At 72.6% G+C, this 14,339-nt stretch carries 15 protein-coding genes, 1 tRNA gene and 1 pseudogene; 7 read left to right on the top strand and 10 right to left on the bottom strand.

What is annotated here, in order from left to right; translation table 11 throughout:
* Positions 1–4: 4 nt before the first annotated feature.
* Entirely contained in the window at positions 5–1,123 is a 1,119-nt protein-coding gene (gene serC / locus ACZ6JE_RS07555; protein WP_464318595.1) for a phosphoserine transaminase, read from the bottom strand.
* 88 nt (positions 1,124–1,211) lie between these two features.
* On the opposite strand from serC, the gene ACZ6JE_RS07560 reads away from it, so the two are divergent.
* From ACZ6JE_RS07560 to ACZ6JE_RS07575, 4 genes are all read left to right on the top strand, one after another.
* A complete protein-coding gene (locus ACZ6JE_RS07560; RefSeq protein WP_192061377.1) occupies positions 1,212–1,904 on the top strand; it encodes a metal-dependent transcriptional regulator in 693 nt (230 codons plus the stop codon).
* Between the two features lie 226 nt (positions 1,905–2,130).
* Complete coding sequence (locus tag ACZ6JE_RS07565; RefSeq protein WP_320479866.1) at positions 2,131–3,051, top strand: C40 family peptidase; 921 nt, start codon at positions 2,131–2,133, stop codon at positions 3,049–3,051.
* 312 nt (positions 3,052–3,363) lie between these two features.
* Positions 3,364–3,861 carry an HNH endonuclease gene (locus ACZ6JE_RS07570; RefSeq protein WP_192061379.1) on the top strand — a complete coding sequence of 166 codons (498 nt, stop codon included), beginning with the start codon at positions 3,364–3,366 and terminating at the stop codon, positions 3,859–3,861.
* 155 nt (positions 3,862–4,016) lie between these two features.
* Positions 4,017–4,088: transfer RNA gene (locus tag ACZ6JE_RS07575), tRNA-Arg, on the top strand.
* A gap of 232 nt (positions 4,089–4,320) precedes the next feature.
* Here the strand turns inward: ACZ6JE_RS07575 and ACZ6JE_RS07580 are convergent.
* Positions 4,321–5,664, bottom strand: coding sequence for an APC family permease (locus tag ACZ6JE_RS07580; protein ID WP_464318596.1), 1,344 nt, complete (start codon positions 5,662–5,664; stop codon positions 4,321–4,323).
* Between the two features lie 241 nt (positions 5,665–5,905).
* Between ACZ6JE_RS07580 and ACZ6JE_RS07585 the strand changes: the two genes are divergently transcribed.
* Both ACZ6JE_RS07585 and ACZ6JE_RS07590 read left to right on the top strand, forming a co-directional pair.
* A complete protein-coding gene (locus ACZ6JE_RS07585; protein ID WP_464318597.1) occupies positions 5,906–6,439 on the top strand; it encodes a fluoride efflux transporter FluC in 534 nt (177 codons plus the stop codon).
* Positions 6,436–6,837, top strand: coding sequence for a fluoride efflux transporter FluC (locus ACZ6JE_RS07590; protein ID WP_464318598.1), 402 nt, complete (start codon positions 6,436–6,438; stop codon positions 6,835–6,837). The genes ACZ6JE_RS07585 and ACZ6JE_RS07590 overlap by 4 nt, the downstream gene beginning before the upstream one ends.
* A gap of 123 nt (positions 6,838–6,960) precedes the next feature.
* Here ACZ6JE_RS07590 and ACZ6JE_RS07595 read toward each other — a convergent pair whose 3' ends face one another.
* From ACZ6JE_RS07595 to ACZ6JE_RS07625, 7 genes and pseudogenes are all read right to left on the bottom strand, one after another.
* The gene (locus tag ACZ6JE_RS07595) at positions 6,961–8,196 is read right to left on the bottom strand and encodes a sulfate/molybdate ABC transporter ATP-binding protein (protein ID WP_464318606.1); all 1,236 of its coding nucleotides are present in this window, start codon (positions 8,194–8,196) and stop codon (positions 6,961–6,963) included.
* Positions 8,176–8,919 (bottom strand): annotated as a pseudogene (locus tag ACZ6JE_RS07600) (ABC transporter permease); the annotation flags it as partial. The gene ACZ6JE_RS07595 and the pseudogene ACZ6JE_RS07600, both read right to left, overlap by 21 nt.
* Positions 8,920–8,957: 38 nt before the next feature.
* Positions 8,958–9,818: a molybdate ABC transporter substrate-binding protein gene (gene modA / locus ACZ6JE_RS07605; RefSeq protein ID WP_464318599.1), complete on the bottom strand. Its 861-nt coding sequence runs from the start codon at positions 9,816–9,818 to the stop codon at positions 8,958–8,960.
* Entirely contained in the window at positions 9,815–10,225 is a 411-nt protein-coding gene (locus ACZ6JE_RS07610) for a TOBE domain-containing protein (RefSeq protein WP_192061384.1), read from the bottom strand. Before ACZ6JE_RS07610 ends, modA begins: the two co-directional genes overlap by 4 nt.
* Before the next feature lie 245 nt (positions 10,226–10,470).
* Positions 10,471–11,091, bottom strand: a complete 621-nt coding sequence (locus ACZ6JE_RS07615) for a class F sortase (protein WP_464318600.1) — start codon at positions 11,089–11,091, stop codon at positions 10,471–10,473.
* An 86-nt stretch (positions 11,092–11,177) separates the two neighbouring features.
* On the bottom strand, positions 11,178–11,903 hold the full coding sequence (locus tag ACZ6JE_RS07620) for a CHRD domain-containing protein (protein ID WP_464318601.1): 726 nt from the start codon (positions 11,901–11,903) through the stop codon (positions 11,178–11,180).
* Complete coding sequence (locus ACZ6JE_RS07625) at positions 11,891–12,955, bottom strand: DMT family transporter (protein ID WP_464318602.1); 1,065 nt, start codon at positions 12,953–12,955, stop codon at positions 11,891–11,893. Before ACZ6JE_RS07625 ends, ACZ6JE_RS07620 begins: the two co-directional genes overlap by 13 nt.
* Before the next feature lie 33 nt (positions 12,956–12,988).
* On the opposite strand from ACZ6JE_RS07625, the gene ACZ6JE_RS07630 reads away from it, so the two are divergent.
* Complete coding sequence (locus tag ACZ6JE_RS07630) at positions 12,989–13,633, top strand: TetR/AcrR family transcriptional regulator (protein ID WP_464318603.1); 645 nt, start codon at positions 12,989–12,991, stop codon at positions 13,631–13,633.
* A gap of 130 nt (positions 13,634–13,763) precedes the next feature.
* On the opposite strand, the gene ACZ6JE_RS07635 is transcribed toward ACZ6JE_RS07630, so the two are convergent.
* Positions 13,764–14,138 (bottom strand): hypothetical protein, encoded by a 375-nt coding sequence (locus ACZ6JE_RS07635; protein WP_464318604.1) that lies wholly within the window; start codon positions 14,136–14,138, stop codon positions 13,764–13,766.
* Positions 14,139–14,339 lie beyond the last annotated feature (201 nt).

A 14,339-nucleotide genomic window follows, 5' to 3' on the forward strand; every position in this document is an offset into this window, starting at 1 on the left:
ACCGTCAGACGGCCAGGGCGCTCACGACGTGGTCGATCGAGCGGATGAGCTGGCGGACGTCGTCGGGCTCGATGGCCGCGAAGGTGGCGACGCGCAGCTGGTTGCGCCCGAGCTTGCGGTACGGCTCGGTGTCGACGATGCCGTTCTGCCGCAGGACCTTCGCGACCGCGGCGGCGTCGATCGACTCGGCGAAGTCGATCGTGGTGACGACCTGCGAGCGGTGCGACGGATCGACCACGAAGGGCGTCGCGTAGTCGGACGCGGTCGCCCAGTCGTAGAGGGCCGACGACGACTCGCGCGTGCGGGCGTCCATCCCGGCGAGGCCGCCGTTGTCGAGCATCCAGCGCGTCTGGTCTTCGAGCAGCAGCAGGGTGGTGAGCGCCGGGGTGTTCAGCGTCTGGTTCAGCCGCGAGTTGTCGACGGCGTTCTTCAGGCTGAGGAACTCGGGGATGTACCGGCCGCTCGCGGCGACGCGCTCGACGCGCTCGATCGCCGCGGGGGAGAAGAGGGCGAGCCACAGACCGCCGTCGCTGGCGAAGTTCTTCTGCGGGGCGAAGTAGTAGACGTCGGCCTGCGTCGCGTCGAAGTCGATGCCCCCGGCCGCGCTCGTCGCGTCGACCACGGTCAGCGCGCCGGCGTCGCCGTCGACCCGGGTGACGGGGGCCATCACGCCGGTGGACGTCTCGTTGTGCGGCCAGGCGTAGACGTCGACGCCCTCGAGCACCTCGACCTCGGCCAGTGCGCCGCCCTCGGCCGTGATCACGTGCGGCGCCTCGAGCCAGGGCGCCGCGTTGGCCTTGGCGAACTTGGAGCCGAACTCGCCGAACGACAGGTTCTCGGCGCGCTTCTCGACGAGGCCGAACGCCGCGGCGTCCCAGAAGGCGGTCGAGCCGCCGTTGCCGAGCACGACCTCGTAGCCCTCGGGGATGCGGAACAGCTCGCCGAGGTCGGCGCGCACCCGCCCGACCAGGTCTTTGACCGGCGCCTGCCGGTGCGAGGTGCCGAGGAGGCTCGCCCCCGCGGTGACCAGGTGCTCGAGCTGTGCGCCGCGGATCTTCGACGGCCCGCAGCCGAATCGACCGTCGGTGGGCAGGAGGTCAGTGGGAATCGAGATGTCCGCCATGCGTCGATCCTAGTGACCGCGGCGGAGCGTCCAGCGTGCAGCCACTAGGCTGACGGGGTAGTCCACGCGTTCCACCGGGAGGCCCCTGTTGACCGATCTCGTCGACACCACAGAGATGTACCTGCGCACGATCCTCGACCTCGAAGAAGAGAACATCGTGCCGCTGCGTGCGCGCATCTCCGAGCGCCTCGGCCACTCCGGTCCGACCGTCTCGCAGACGATCGCCCGGATGGAGCGCGACGGTCTCGTCGTCGTCTCGGGCGACCGGCACCTCGAGCTGACCCACGACGGGCGCAGCAAGGCGACCCACGTGATGCGCAAGCACCGCCTCGCCGAGCGCCTCCTCGCCGACGTCATCGGCCTCGACTGGGCGTACGTCCACGACGAGGCCTGCCGGTGGGAGCACGTGATGAGCGAGCAGGTCGAGCGCCGCCTGCTCGAGATGCTCGACCACCCGACCGAGTCGCCCTACGGCAACCCCATCCCCGGTCTCGACGAGCTCGGCGACTCGCCGGCCGGTCGGTTCCTCGACGGGGTCGTCAACCTGGTGCAGGTCGTGGCCGAGAACCCCGAGGGCGTCACCCGCCCGATCCGCCGTCTGGCCGAGCCGGTGCAGTTCGAGCCCGAGCTGCTGCAGCAGCTGCAGAACGCCGGGGTCATGCCCGGCAGCTCGGCGACCGTCACCGCTGCCGGCTCGTACGTCTTTGTGCAGGCCGAGGGTCGTGACGAGGGCCTCGAGCTGCCCAACGAGGTCGCGCAGCACATCTACGTGTCGAGCTGATTCCCAGCCCTCGTTCGGCTGTTTACCAATTCGTTACAAATATCCCTCTCGGGGATGATTTCACGCAGGGCTTCGCGTACAGTCGCAGAGTCCCTCGGCCAGGAAGCCGGTCGCGGGATCCGTGGCAAGACGTCTCGCAGCTCCCGTCTCTTGCCATGAGACGTTGATCTGACGAACGGACGGGCCAGCATCCCTAGTGCTGTCGAGACGCCGGAGAACCACCCTCTTGACCCAGCCTGTTCCCGCCCGACACGAGAACGAGCAGCCGAAGACCGCTGCCCTCCGCACCCCCTCCGACCTCCCGACCCGTTCGTCGCTCCGACGCGCCGCGGCCGCCGCCCCTGCACCGCGACGCCGGACGAGCGCTCGCCGCACGGCCGTCTCGGTGACCGTGATGACGCTGACCGCCGGTCTCTTCGGCACGCTGGCCCTTCCCGCGTTCGCCCAGACCCCGGGCGCGACCGGTGCGTCCGACGTGTCGACGGAGTCCGCTGCCTCGGCCGCGCTGACGAAGTCGCGCACCGCCGACGCGCAGACCGTCTCGGTCGCCGACGGCGTGGCCGCCGCCGACACGGGTCGCGACGGCTACACCGCGACCTCGCAGGCGACTCTCGACCAGGCCGCCGCGGCGGCCGCCGAGGCCGTCGAGCGCGAGCAGGAGCGAGCCCAGCTGGCCGAGCAGTACGCGAGCTACAGCGGCCCGACCGCGTCGGAGTACGTCGCGACGGCCGGCGAGGCCACGTCGTCGACGTCGGCCGCGGCAGCCGCCGCTCCGGCCGCCGGCGCGGCGACCCCCGGGGCCTTCAGCCTCGACGCCGTCTACCAGACGGCCCTGCAGTACCTCGGCACCCCGTACGTCTACGGCGGAGCGACCCCGGCTGGCTTCGACTGCTCGGGCTTCATCATGTTCGTCTACGCCCAGTACGGCATCTCGCTGCCGCACTCGGTGCCGGCTCAGGGGGCGCTCGGCACGCCGATCTCGGCCGCCGAGGCGCAGCCCGGCGACGTCATCATCTTCAACGACGGCTCGCACGACGGGTTCTACGCCGGCAACGGGATGATCCTCGACGCGCCCAAGCCCGGCGGCGTCGTGAGCGTGCGGCCGCTGTGGACGGACGCCGTGCACTACGTGCGTTTCGGGGTCTGACCCGACCCGCGCCTCCTCGGCTCCGCGTGAACAGGCTGTGAAGAGCCGCCCCGCCTCTAGGCAGGGCGGCTCTTCGGGGTTAACCTGGCGATCTCGGAGCACCGCTGAGACCAGGAGAGTCACATGCCTCGCACGACCGCCGCTCGCACCATGGGTGCGCGGTCGAGCGAGCACATACGACGCCCAGCCGACCGATAGAGCACTGCCCTGAGGGGCGGTGCTCTCTTTCGTTCGGAGGGCACTGCTGGGCCCGGCTGCTGCGAGACGGATCGAATCCCTGGAAGCCGTCCAGGGTGCTTCGAAAGGGACAGCATGCGCACTCTCGTTCTCAACGCCGGCTTCGAACCGCTGGCCGTGGTGTCCGATCGGCGGGCCCTCGTGCTCGTCATGACCCAGAAGGCGACGGTCGTGTCGGCCGACGCCGAGCATCCGGTGCTCGCCGCCCGCGCCTCGTACGACCGGCCGTCGGTCATCGTGCTGACGCGGTACGTGAGGATCCCGCACGGGCGGACGATCCCGGTGTCGCGGCGCGGGGTGCTGCGACGCGACGCCCACCACTGCGCCTACTGCGGGCGGGGTGCGACCACGATCGACCACGTGCAGCCGCGGTCGCGCGGGGGAGCCGACAGCTGGGAGAACCTCGTCGCGTGCTGCCTCAAGTGCAACAACCTGAAGAGCGACCGGACTCCGGCCGAGATGGGGTGGTCGCTGCGGTGGGCGCCGAAGGCTCCGCACGGGGTGGGGTGGATCGTGCGCGGGGTGGAGCGGCCGCAGCGCGAGTGGGACGAGTTCCTGGCCGCCGCTGCGTAGAGGTGCCGCGTGGGCGGGCCGGGGTCGTCGACCTCACCCGCGATGAACCGCGTTCGCGAAGATGAACCACGATAGAACGCGGTTCATCTTCGCGAACGCGGTTCATGGTGCGGCCGGACGGGGGGAGGCGCGGGTTCGGTAGACTCGCCGGGTCAGCCTCTGTAGCTCAATGGAAGAGCAGTTCCGTCCTAAGGAAAGGGTTGGGGGTTCGAGTCCCTCCAGGGGCACCCTAACGACTCTGCGCGCCGATGTGCCCCTGAAGGGACTCGAACCCCCGCGGCCCCGCGCTTCGCGCGCCCGTCCAGGGGCACCCTAACGATGCTGCGCGCCGATGTGCCCCTGGAGGGACTCGAACCCCCACGGCCCCGCGCCCGACTCGGCACGACGCCAGGAGATGGACACGACGCCAGGAGTTCTTCTGGCGTCGTGTCCATCTCGTGGCGTCGTGGGGGCGGCGGGTCAGCGGGCGGCGGGGGCCTTCGAGCGGAGGCGCGCCACGAAGAAGAGCACGGCGCCCGCGGCGAGCAGGATGCCTCCGAAGAGCCAGACCTGCCCGCTCTGCTGCGTCAGGAGCAGCACGCACGAGGCCGCGCCCAGCACCGGCACGGCCGTCCACACCCGGAAGTGCTCGTGCTCGACCCGGTCGCGACGCAGCACGAGCACCGCCACGTTCGTGCTGATGAAGACGAAGAGCAGCAGCAGCACGACGGTCTCGGCCAGCGTGCCGATGTCGCCGATAAGCGTGAGCCCCATCGCCACGGCCGTCGTCACGAGGATCGCCGCCCACGGCGTCTTGCGGCGGGGCAGCACGGCGCCGAGCGCGCGGGGCAGCAGGCCCTGCTCCGCCATTCCGAACGTGACGCGGCTCGCCATGATCATCGTCAGCAGCGCACCGTTCGCGACCGCCACCAGGGCGATCAGGCTGAAGACCCACTCGGGGATCCCGGCACCCGAGGCCGAGACGACGGCGAGCAGTGGTCCGGTCGAGTCGGACAGCTCCGACGCGGGCAGGGCGATCGAGCTCGCGAGCCCGACGAGCACGTAGACGACGCCGGCCGTGATCAGCGAGGCGAAGAGGGCGCGAGGGTAGACGCGCGACGGATCACGCACCTCCTCGGCGATGTTGGCGCTCGTCTCGAAGCCGACGAACGAGTAGTACGCGATGATCGCGGCGCCGAGAGTCGCGATCGCGGGGTTCGCGTCGACGGGGAATTCGCCGATCCGGCCGACGTCGCCGCCCCCGCCGCCGAGCATCATCGCCACGACGGCGATGACAACGACGAGCCCGGACACCTCGATCACCGTCATGATCACGTTGCCCTTCAGCGACTCGCTGATGCCCCGCGCGTTCAGGCACGCCACCAGGGCGAGGAACGCGATGGCCGTCGGCACGGCCGGCAGGTCGACGAACGTGCCGAGGTAGTCGCCCGCGAAGGCCAGCGACAGACCGGCCGCGCTCGTCACCCCGGCGGCCAGCATGCTGAACCCGACCAGGAACGAGATGACCGGCTGACGGAAGGCGCGCTCGGCGAAGATCGCCGCGCCTCCTGCCTTCGGGTACTTCGTGACCAGCTCGGCGTACGAGCCCGCCGTCAACAGTGCCAGCAGCAGCGCGAGCAGCAACGGCGCCCAGAGCGCCCCGCCGACCTCGGCCGACAGCGTGCCCATCAGCGCGTAGATGCCCGCACCGAGCACGTCGCCGAGGATGAACAGGTAGAGCAGCGGCCCGGTGATCGCCTGCTTGAGCTTCGACGGCGAGCTGTCGGACGCCGCGGGGGCGCTGGTGGGGACGGGGGTGCTCATGGGTCTCCTCGAGGTCGGGTGCCTCGGACAGTCAATGCGGAAACGGCCTAGGAGGCGCGGGTCCGCCCCACGAGGCCGCGAGGGGTTGACAACGGGGGCGGGCTTCCGGTCTCGGGTCCGCTTCGGAGCCGGAGCCGGAGCCGGGGCCGGGGTCGGAGCCGGTGCCGGTGCCGGAGCCGGACGCGGGTACTCTCGGCGAGGCGCGTATCGGCGCACGATCGAGGGATGACGAGGAGGCGCGGTGACAGACGACCCGGCATCCCGCTCCGGCGACGGCAGCGGCTCGCGACCCGCCGCCACCCGACCCCTTCACCTGCGGTGGAGCTCGCTCGGCCTGGTCGCGCTCGGCGGCATGGTGGGGACCGCGCTGCGCGAGGGGCTGGCGCTGACGTTCGCCGCGCCTCCCGGGGGGTTCCCGGTCGCCGTCGTCGTCATCAACCTCGTCGGCTCGTTCGCGCTGGGTCTGCTGCTCGAGTCTCTGGTGCGCCGTGGATCGGACGAGGGGCGGCGTCGGACGGCGCGGCTGCTCGTGGGGACGGGGCTGATCGGCGGCTTCACCACGTACAGCGCGTTCGCGGTCGACGTCGGACTGCTCGGATCGGGCGGCGGCCTCGTGATCGCCCTCGCCTACGCCGTGTCGTCGGTGGTGCTCGGGACCCTCGCCGCCGGGGCCGGCATCGCCCTGGCTGGACGACTGCACCGACGCGACGACCGACGTGGCGACCGGCGCGACGACCGACGCCCGCCCGGACACGGGCAGGGAGGCGCGGCATGACCGGCCCGCTGGTCTTCGTCGCCATCGCGCTCGCGGGCGGGGTGGGTGCGGCGCTGCGCCTCGTCGTCGACGGGATCGTGCGGTCGGCGATCGCGGCGCGGACGCGAGTCGACTCGGCACCGCGACGGCTGCCGCTCGGCACCGCGCTCATCAACGTGACGGGGTCGTTCGCGCTCGGTCTGCTGACCGGGCTGGCGTCGACCGGCGGGGTCTCGCACGAGGTGCTGCTCGTCGCGGGCGGCGGACTGATCGGCGGGTACACGACGTTCAGCACGGCGAGCGTCGAGACCGCGCGACTGCTCGCGGACGGGCGTCGCGGCGCCGGCGCGCTGAACGTCGTCGGCGTGCTGGTGTTGTCGGTCGGAGCCGCGGTGCTCGGGGTGGCGATCGGGGGCTGAGCCTCGAGCAGAGCGGCAGGTCGGGCTGCGGCTGCGGCTGCGGCTGGGGTTGAGGCGCGGGCTGCGGCGTGGGCCGGGGCCGGGGCCGGGGCCGGGGCCGGGTCCGGGACCGCGGGCGTGCGCTCAGCGGCGATCGGCGGGGTAGACCTCGGCGGCCGCGCGGTCGAACGAGAACCAGACGGGGTGCCCGACGCGGTCGTCGAGCTCGGCGGCCCGCCTCGGGCTGAGGTCGGCCGACAGCAGCGCGCCCCGCAGCCGGACGACGTCGCCCCGCGGTTCGAGGTCGAGCAGCTCGCCCCTGACGCATTCTCGCGAGGCGTCGTCGGGCCGATCGAACGACACGGTGACCAGGGCAGGAGGCACGGCGAACGACACGGCGCCTCCTTCGGTCATGAGGCGGTCGGCTCCCGAGCCGGTGCCGACGCCGAGGCGCGTGTCGGCGTCGACCTGCACCGCGCCCCGGTCGACGACCCCGGTGACCAGGTTCACGCCGGCGAGCCGCGCGGCGAAGCGCGTGCGCGGACGGTCGAAGACCTCGGTCGGCGTCCCCTCGTCGACGATGCGACCGCCTTCGACGAGGACGACGCGATCCGCGAGCGTGTAGGCGTCGAGCGCGTCGTGCGTGACGATCATCACGGTGCGGTCGGCGAGAACGCGCCGCAGGGTCCGACGCAGGGCGGGCGTCACGACCACGTCGAGCGCCGCCAGGGGCTCGTCGAGCAGCAGGACGCCCGGCTCCGACGCGAGCGCTCGGGCGATGGCGACCCGCTGAGCCTGACCGCCCGACAGCTCGGCCGGATTCCGGCCCGCGAGATCGAGCACCCCGACCTCGTCGAGCCGGCGCCGGGCCGCGCGGCGTGCCTCGTCGGCGGGGCGCCCTGCGCTGCGCGGGCCGAACGCCACGTTCTCGAGCACGGTCAGATGCGGGAAGAGCAGCGGCTCCTGCGCCAGGAGCGAGACGCCGCGGAGGTGCGGTGCGAGCCACGACGACGCGTCGCCCCGGTCACGACCCGCGTCGGCGAGCACGGCGTCGTCGAGGGTGATCCGACCCGCATCGGGTCGCACGAGCCCGGCGACGGCGCCGAGCAGCGTCGACTTGCCCGCGCCGTTCGGGCCGAGCACGGCCACCGTCTCGCCCGGCGCGACGACGAGGTGGAGGTCGACGTCGCGCTCGTCGACCCGGAGGGTCACGTCGAGACGACGCGCAGGCGCGGTGGGCGGGGAGGAGCGCAGCGGAACGCGATCCGCTCGCAGGCCGCCGTCGGCACGGTCGGGAGCGTCCGTCGACGGGCGGTCCGGGGGCGCCGCCCCGCGGGTGGGCGCGAACCCGCCGACCCGATGCGCGACCGCGACGATCACGACGGCGACGACGACCAGCACGAGCGAGAGGGCGACGGCCGTGTCGGGGTCGGTCTCGCGTTGCAGGTAGATCTCGAGCGGGAGGGTGCGGGTCGTGCCCTGCAGGCTGCCGGCGAAGGTCAGCGTCGCGCCGAACTCTCCGAGGGCCCGGGCGAAAGACAGCACGGCGCCCGAGATGACCGCGGGCAGCACGAGAGGCAGCGTGACGCGGCGCAATGCGGTCGTGGGCCGGGCGCCGAGGGTCGCGGCCACGGCCTCGTACCGCGTGCCGACGGTGCGCAGGGCGCCCTCGAGACTGAGCACGAGGAACGGCAGGGCGACGAAGGTCTGCGCCAGGACGACCGCCGTCGTCGAGAACGCGATCTCGACGCCGAGCACGTCGAGCACCCCGCCGAGCAGCCCTCGCCGGCCGAACGTGTAGAGCAGCGCGATGCCGCCCACCACGGGTGGGAGGACGAGCGGCAGCAGCACGAGCGCGCGCAGCAGCTGCTGCCCGCGGAATCGCGCCCGTGCCAGCACGACGGCCATCGGCACGCCGAAGACGACGCAGAGGGCGGTCGCGGCGACGGAGGTGCGGAGGCTGAGGAGGAGCGCCGACAGCGACGACTCCGATGTGACGAGCGGGATGAAGCGGGGCCAGTCCACCCGCAGCACCATCGCCGCGAGGGGCAGCACCACGAATGCCGCGCCCACGGCGGCTGCGATCAGCACACCCCCCGGGATGCCGAGGGCGGGTGCGCGGCCGACGGGCCCGCGCCTCGTCACGGCGACCCGAATCCGGCCGCCGAGAGCACCGCTCGGCCGTCGGGACCGGCCACGTAGTCGACGAACGCCTGCGCCGCATCCGACTCTCGGGAGTCGGTGAGCGCGACGATCGGGTACGTGTTGACGGCCTCGGCCGACTCGTCGAAGGGAACGCCCTCGACGGCGTCGCCCGCGGCGGCGATGTCGGTCACGTAGACCAGCCCCGCGTCGGCCTCGCCCGAGGTGACCTTGCCGAGCACGTCGGTGACGGAGGACTCCTCGCTGACCGGGGTCAGCGCGACCCCCGCCGCCTCCGTGACGGTGGTCGTCGCCGCGCCGCAGGGCACGGCGGGGGCGCAGACGACGACCTTCAGATCGGGGTCGGCGAGATCGGCGAGGTCGCGCACGCCGGCGGGATCACCAGGAGGCACGGCGATCTCGAGCACGTTCGTCGCGAAGTCGACCGGGTCGCCGTCCGCGAGGCCCGCATCGACCACCGTGCTCATGTTCTTCGCATCGGCCGAGGCGAAGACGTCGGCGGGCGCCCCCTCGACGATCTGCGTGGCGAGATCGGACGAGCCCGCGAGGTTCAGGTCGATCGACACACCTGGATGCGCGGCCTCGAAGTCGGCGGCCAGGTCGGTGAACGAGCCCGTGAGCGATGCGGCGGCGAAGACCGTCACGCTGCCCGACAGCTCGTCACCGGCCGATGAGTCCGACGCCGAGGTCGCATCGCCGCCGGATGCCCCGCACGCGGTCAGCGCGACGAGTGTCAGCGCGACGGTGCCGAGCAGCCCGACGCGGCCGGTGCGGCGGGTGCGGAGGCTGCGCCCCGAGCGAGCGAGACCGCCGGCACCACGGGCCGCGGGGGTGCTCATGCGCCCACCGGTCGCTGAGGCGTCTCGACGATCACGGTCGTCGCCTTCACCACGGCGACCGCGACCGAGCCGAGCTCGAGACCGAGTTCGCGCACCGCCTCGCTGCTCATCAACGAGACGACGCGATGGGGGCCGCACTGGATCTCGACCTGCGCCATGACGGTGTCCATCACGATGTCGGTCACGAGCCCGACGAAGCGGTTGCGCGCCGATCGACCGATGCCCGACGGGTCGTCGGGCAGCACGGCGTTCTCACGCGCGAGTCGAGCCAGGGCGAGTCCGTCGACGACGGTGCGCGAGGACGCGTCGCGCTCGCCGACGAGGGTGCCGTCGGCGATCCACCGACGGACGGTGTCGTCGCTGACGCCGAGGAAGGACGCGGCGTCGCGGATCCGTATCTGAGCCATGGAGCCCAGCATAAGTCCGCATCTGCGTCGAAGTGAAGCTGAACAGCCCTCGTGTGCGTCTCGGAATGCCTACCGGAAGCACCCCGCGTCGTTGGTCAGAAGATGCCCGCGGGGGCGGCGGGAAGGGCGCGAAGCGACCACCGTGTGCCGATTCGCGGCAAGGCCCCGCGTCGAGTGGTCGGAAGATGTCCTTCCCTCGTCTGGGAAGAGCATCTTCCGACCACTCGATCGGCAGGGGCCAGTGCCTACGACACGCGCTCGGCGAAGACGACGCGGTTGTCGTCGTAGTGCCCGACGCTCCGGTCGAAGAATCCGCCGCAGGTGATGAGGCGCAGCGAGTCGTCCGCCGTCGCGCCGAAGACCCTGGCCGTGGGGAAGTCCGCCTTGGCGAAGTCCTCGACCTCGGTCACGGCGTAGCGCGCGGGCGTGCCGTCGGCGTCGAGCACCTCGACCTCGTCGCCCACCACGACCTCCGACAGTCGCGCGAACACCGCCGGCCCCGTGGTCGAGTCGACGTGCGCCGCGATGACGGTCGGTCCCCTCCCGCCGGGTCGACCGCCTCCGGTGAACCAGCCCACGTCGTCGAAGTCCGTCGGGACCTCCATGCGTCCGTCGGCGGCGATGCCGAGGTCGATGAGGGGCTCGTCCAGCTCGATCGACGGAACCGACACCCTGATCGGGGCGACCCCGTCGGCGATCGCCGGCGACGCCGCCGGGGTCGGTGCGGCCGATGGAGCGGAGGACCCGGCAGGAGGCGCGCTCGGCTCCGCCGTCGGACCCGAGCCCGTCGGGGCGGTGACCTCCGTCGGGGTGGCGGGCGCGCCTCCTGAACCGGGCGCGCAGCCGGTCAGCACGAGGGCGACCACCGCGGCGGCCGAGACGACCAGAGGCGCGGCCGCCCGACGGGTGCGCCGCTCACGCAGCGCACCCGTCGTGTGGCGACCGCGGGAGATCAGGACTCCTGGCGGCGGTGACGACGCGCGACGAGGACGCCGGCGGCACCGAGCAGTCCGAGGGCGCCGAACGCGCCGGCTCCGATCAGGGCCGAGTCGCCGGTGGAGGCGTTCGCCGCGCCTCCTGCACCCGTGTCGACTCCACCGACCGGCACCTGGGTCAGCTGGCCGCGGACGACGCCCGCCGTGAAGTCGGCCGTGTGCGAGTCACCCGTGAAGCCGGCGGGGTTCGCCTCGATCTGCGCGAGCGTGAAGCCCTCGCCGGTGTCGGCGCCGGCATCGCTCGTCACGCCCGTGGTGAAGGGGCCCTGCAGGCAGCCGCTGCTGGTGCGCTCGCCCGAGCCGTCGTCGACGGGGTTCGGGAACGCGATGCGCGGCGGGCCGGACTTGCCCGCGGCGGCCTCGTGGATGTGCGTCGCGGTCTTGGCCGGGCTCATGTAGTCGCCCGTCACGCCCGAGAGCGTGATGTCGTAGCAGATGATGTTCTGATCGCTGTTGATGCGGAAGTCGAAGGTGCCGGTGGCGCCCTCCTGGCCGGGGGTCGCCACGCCGTCGTTGTTGATCACCTGGTCGGGCGTGGCCATCACCGTGAAGGCGCTGGTGAAGCTCGAGGGCTCGGCGACCTCGGTCTCGGCGCTCGCCGGAGCGGCGGCGAACAGGGTGAGGGCGGCCGCGGCAGCGCCTCCGATGGTCAGGGTGCGGACGGAACGGTTCATCTTCGACATGCTTCCTCTGCCTCTCGCGGGGCGTGATCCGGTCGGACGACGCTTGTGGAGGGGCTTACGACGGCGAGGCGCGGATCGTTCACGCGCGCGTCGATTTTCTTCGCGGGGGCGGGGGCGGTGGCGGCGTCGGGGGCGGCGGCGGCGGCGGCGACCGGGCGGTGGGCGCGGTCGAAGACCAGCACCAGGGCGACTCCGGAGGCGCACAGCACGAACCCGACGATCGTCCAGCCGGTCAGCGGCTCGCCGAACATCGCCGTGCCCGCGAGGGCCGTCGTCGGTGCGACCAGGAAGAGCAGCGCGTTCAGCGCCGTGATGCCGACCCGGCGCAGCAGCCACCAGTAGAGGCTGTAGGCGACGAGGCTCGGCAGGGCCGCCGACAGCAGGGCTGCCAGCCAGAACTGCGGGTCGGCCGGCGGCACGAGTGCGCCCGTCGCGACGGCGAGGACGATCAGGGCGGCCGCGCCGACGGAGACGTGGATGGTCATGATCGTGAGCACGGGGAGGCGCGCCTCCGACCGGCGCGCGACGAACGTCCCGACGATGAGGCACGCCATGGCCAGTGCGGGCAGCAGATACGCCGCCGCGGGGGTCGTCGAGCCGCCGAGCTGCGAGCCGACGACGGCCGCCACGCCGACCGCGCCGAGCGCCAGGCCCGCCCACTGGGCCCCCCGCACGCGCAGACCGAGCAGCGGCCCGACGAGCGTCGCGACCACGAGCGGCTGCACGGCGTCGATCAGCGCCGTGGTGCCGGTGGCGATGCCCGAGCCGACGGCGGCGTAGACGAAGGCGCAGTAGCCGAACTGGGCGAAGAGGCCGATCACGGCCTGTCGGCGCAGCTCGACGCGGGGGACCCCGCGGAAGGCGCCGGTCGCGGACGCCACGGCGAGCAGCACGACCGCCAGCGGAGCGAACCGCCAGACGAGCAGGGTCGCCGCGGGCACGTCGGCGGTGGCGATCTTGGCGATCACGAAGCCGGAGCTCCACGAGGCGACGAACGCGAGGGAGGCCAGCACGGTGACGACCGCACCGAGTACACCGATCTGTTTACTCATGCCGTCGACTATACAGATCGGTAGACTGACTGGGTGACCGAATCCGGAACGACCTCGCGCCTCCTGCTCGCCGACCCGCCCGCCGGGCTGCCCCCGCTGCCCGAGTTGACGCCCGGAGCCCGCCGCGTGCTGGACGCCGCCTCGCGCCTCTTCTACGAACGCGGCATCCACGCGGTCGGCGTCGACACGATCGCCGCCGAGGCCGGCGTCACGAAGAAGACCCTGTACGACCGCTTCGGATCGAAGGAGGCGCTGGTCGTCTCGTACCTGCGGCATCGCGACGAGAGATGGCGCGAGCACATCGCCGCCCAGCTCGCCCTCGTGCCCGAGCCCGGCGTCGACCGGGTGCTGGCCGTCTTCGACGCCACGATCGTCTGGGTGCCCGACAACGACCGGAAGGGCTGCAGCGCGATCAACGCCCGGGCCGAGATGGGGGTCGGGGGCGGCGAGAGCGACATCGAGCTCGCCCTGCCCGAGGTGGTGCGGCAGAAGGCGTGGATGCTCGAGCTGTTCGTCGCCCTGTGCCGCGAGGCGGGGGTGCGCGACGCCGAGGGTACGGCGCGGCTGCTCATGCTGCTGCACGAGGGCGGACTCGTCACCCTCGGCATGCGGACGTTCGCTTCGCCGTTCGCCGTGGCGCGGGCGGCGGCGGCCGACGTGCTCGCGGCACGGGTCTGAGCGCCGCGCGCCCTGGGGCCGGGGCGCCCGGGCTGCACGGTGGGCGGAAGCGGCCCTTCGTGGGGCGCGGAGGGGCATCTTCTGACCGACGTCGGCGGGTGAGGTCAAACCCTGCCCGGGGCGCAGCGGCTCAGCCGAGGACGACCGCCAAGGGCGCTGCGACGATGAACGAGACGGGCGGGACGAGGCAGACGCCGCCGATGATGCCGAGTGTCCTGCCGAAGCGCCCGGCGAGCGATCCGGCGAGGATCGCGAGCACGATGCTCGCAGGCAGCAGCACCCCGAGCGCCAGCCAGGCGACGTGCGCGACCGGGCTGTCCCAACCGAGCCAGGCGGTCTCGGATACGGCGGTCACGAGGCAGAGCACGAGGGCGGCGATCGAGAGGAGTCGACCCCGCGCCGTCCCCTCGAGCGAGGCCGGGCTGGCGACGATCGGCTCACGCGACGGGAGCGCGGCGACCTCGGCTTCGGCCCGTGCCAGCTCCTCGCGATCGATGTCGTCCATGGCGCGAATCTACCGCCGTCGACGGCTCGATTCGGCGATGTGAACGGAAGCCCACCAGTACTGGGGTGTCGTGCTCAGCCGGTGGCGTGCTGGCCGGGCGACTTCGTCGGGCGAGGCCGGGGGTGGCCTGCAGGGTGGGCGGAAGTGGCCCTTCGTGGGGCGCGGAGGGGCAGCTTTTGACCAACGTGGGCCGTGGGGCGG

The organism is Frigoribacterium sp. AC759 (assembly GCF_979256015.1).

Excerpts from the sequence above, each read along its gene's own strand:
- ACZ6JE_RS07625 (WP_464318602.1), bottom strand. The coding sequence starts at position 12,955 with ATGAGTAAACAGATCGGTGTACTCGGTGCGGTCGTCACCGTGCTGGCC.
- ACZ6JE_RS07620 (WP_464318601.1), bottom strand. The coding sequence starts at position 11,903 with ATGTCGAAGATGAACCGTTCCGTCCGCACCCTGACCATCGGAGGCGCT.
- ACZ6JE_RS07635 (WP_464318604.1), bottom strand. The coding sequence starts at position 14,138 with ATGGACGACATCGATCGCGAGGAGCTGGCACGGGCCGAAGCCGAGGTC.
- ACZ6JE_RS07580 (WP_464318596.1), bottom strand. The coding sequence starts at position 5,664 with ATGAGCACCCCCGTCCCCACCAGCGCCCCCGCGGCGTCCGACAGCTCG.
- serC (WP_464318595.1), bottom strand. The coding sequence starts at position 1,123 with ATGGCGGACATCTCGATTCCCACTGACCTCCTGCCCACCGACGGTCGA.
- ACZ6JE_RS07570 (WP_192061379.1), top strand. The coding sequence starts at position 3,364 with ATGCGCACTCTCGTTCTCAACGCCGGCTTCGAACCGCTGGCCGTGGTG.
- ACZ6JE_RS07610 (WP_192061384.1), bottom strand. The coding sequence starts at position 10,225 with ATGGCTCAGATACGGATCCGCGACGCCGCGTCCTTCCTCGGCGTCAGC.
- ACZ6JE_RS07590 (WP_464318598.1), top strand. The coding sequence starts at position 6,436 with ATGACCGGCCCGCTGGTCTTCGTCGCCATCGCGCTCGCGGGCGGGGTG.
- modA (WP_464318599.1), bottom strand. The coding sequence starts at position 9,818 with ATGAGCACCCCCGCGGCCCGTGGTGCCGGCGGTCTCGCTCGCTCGGGG.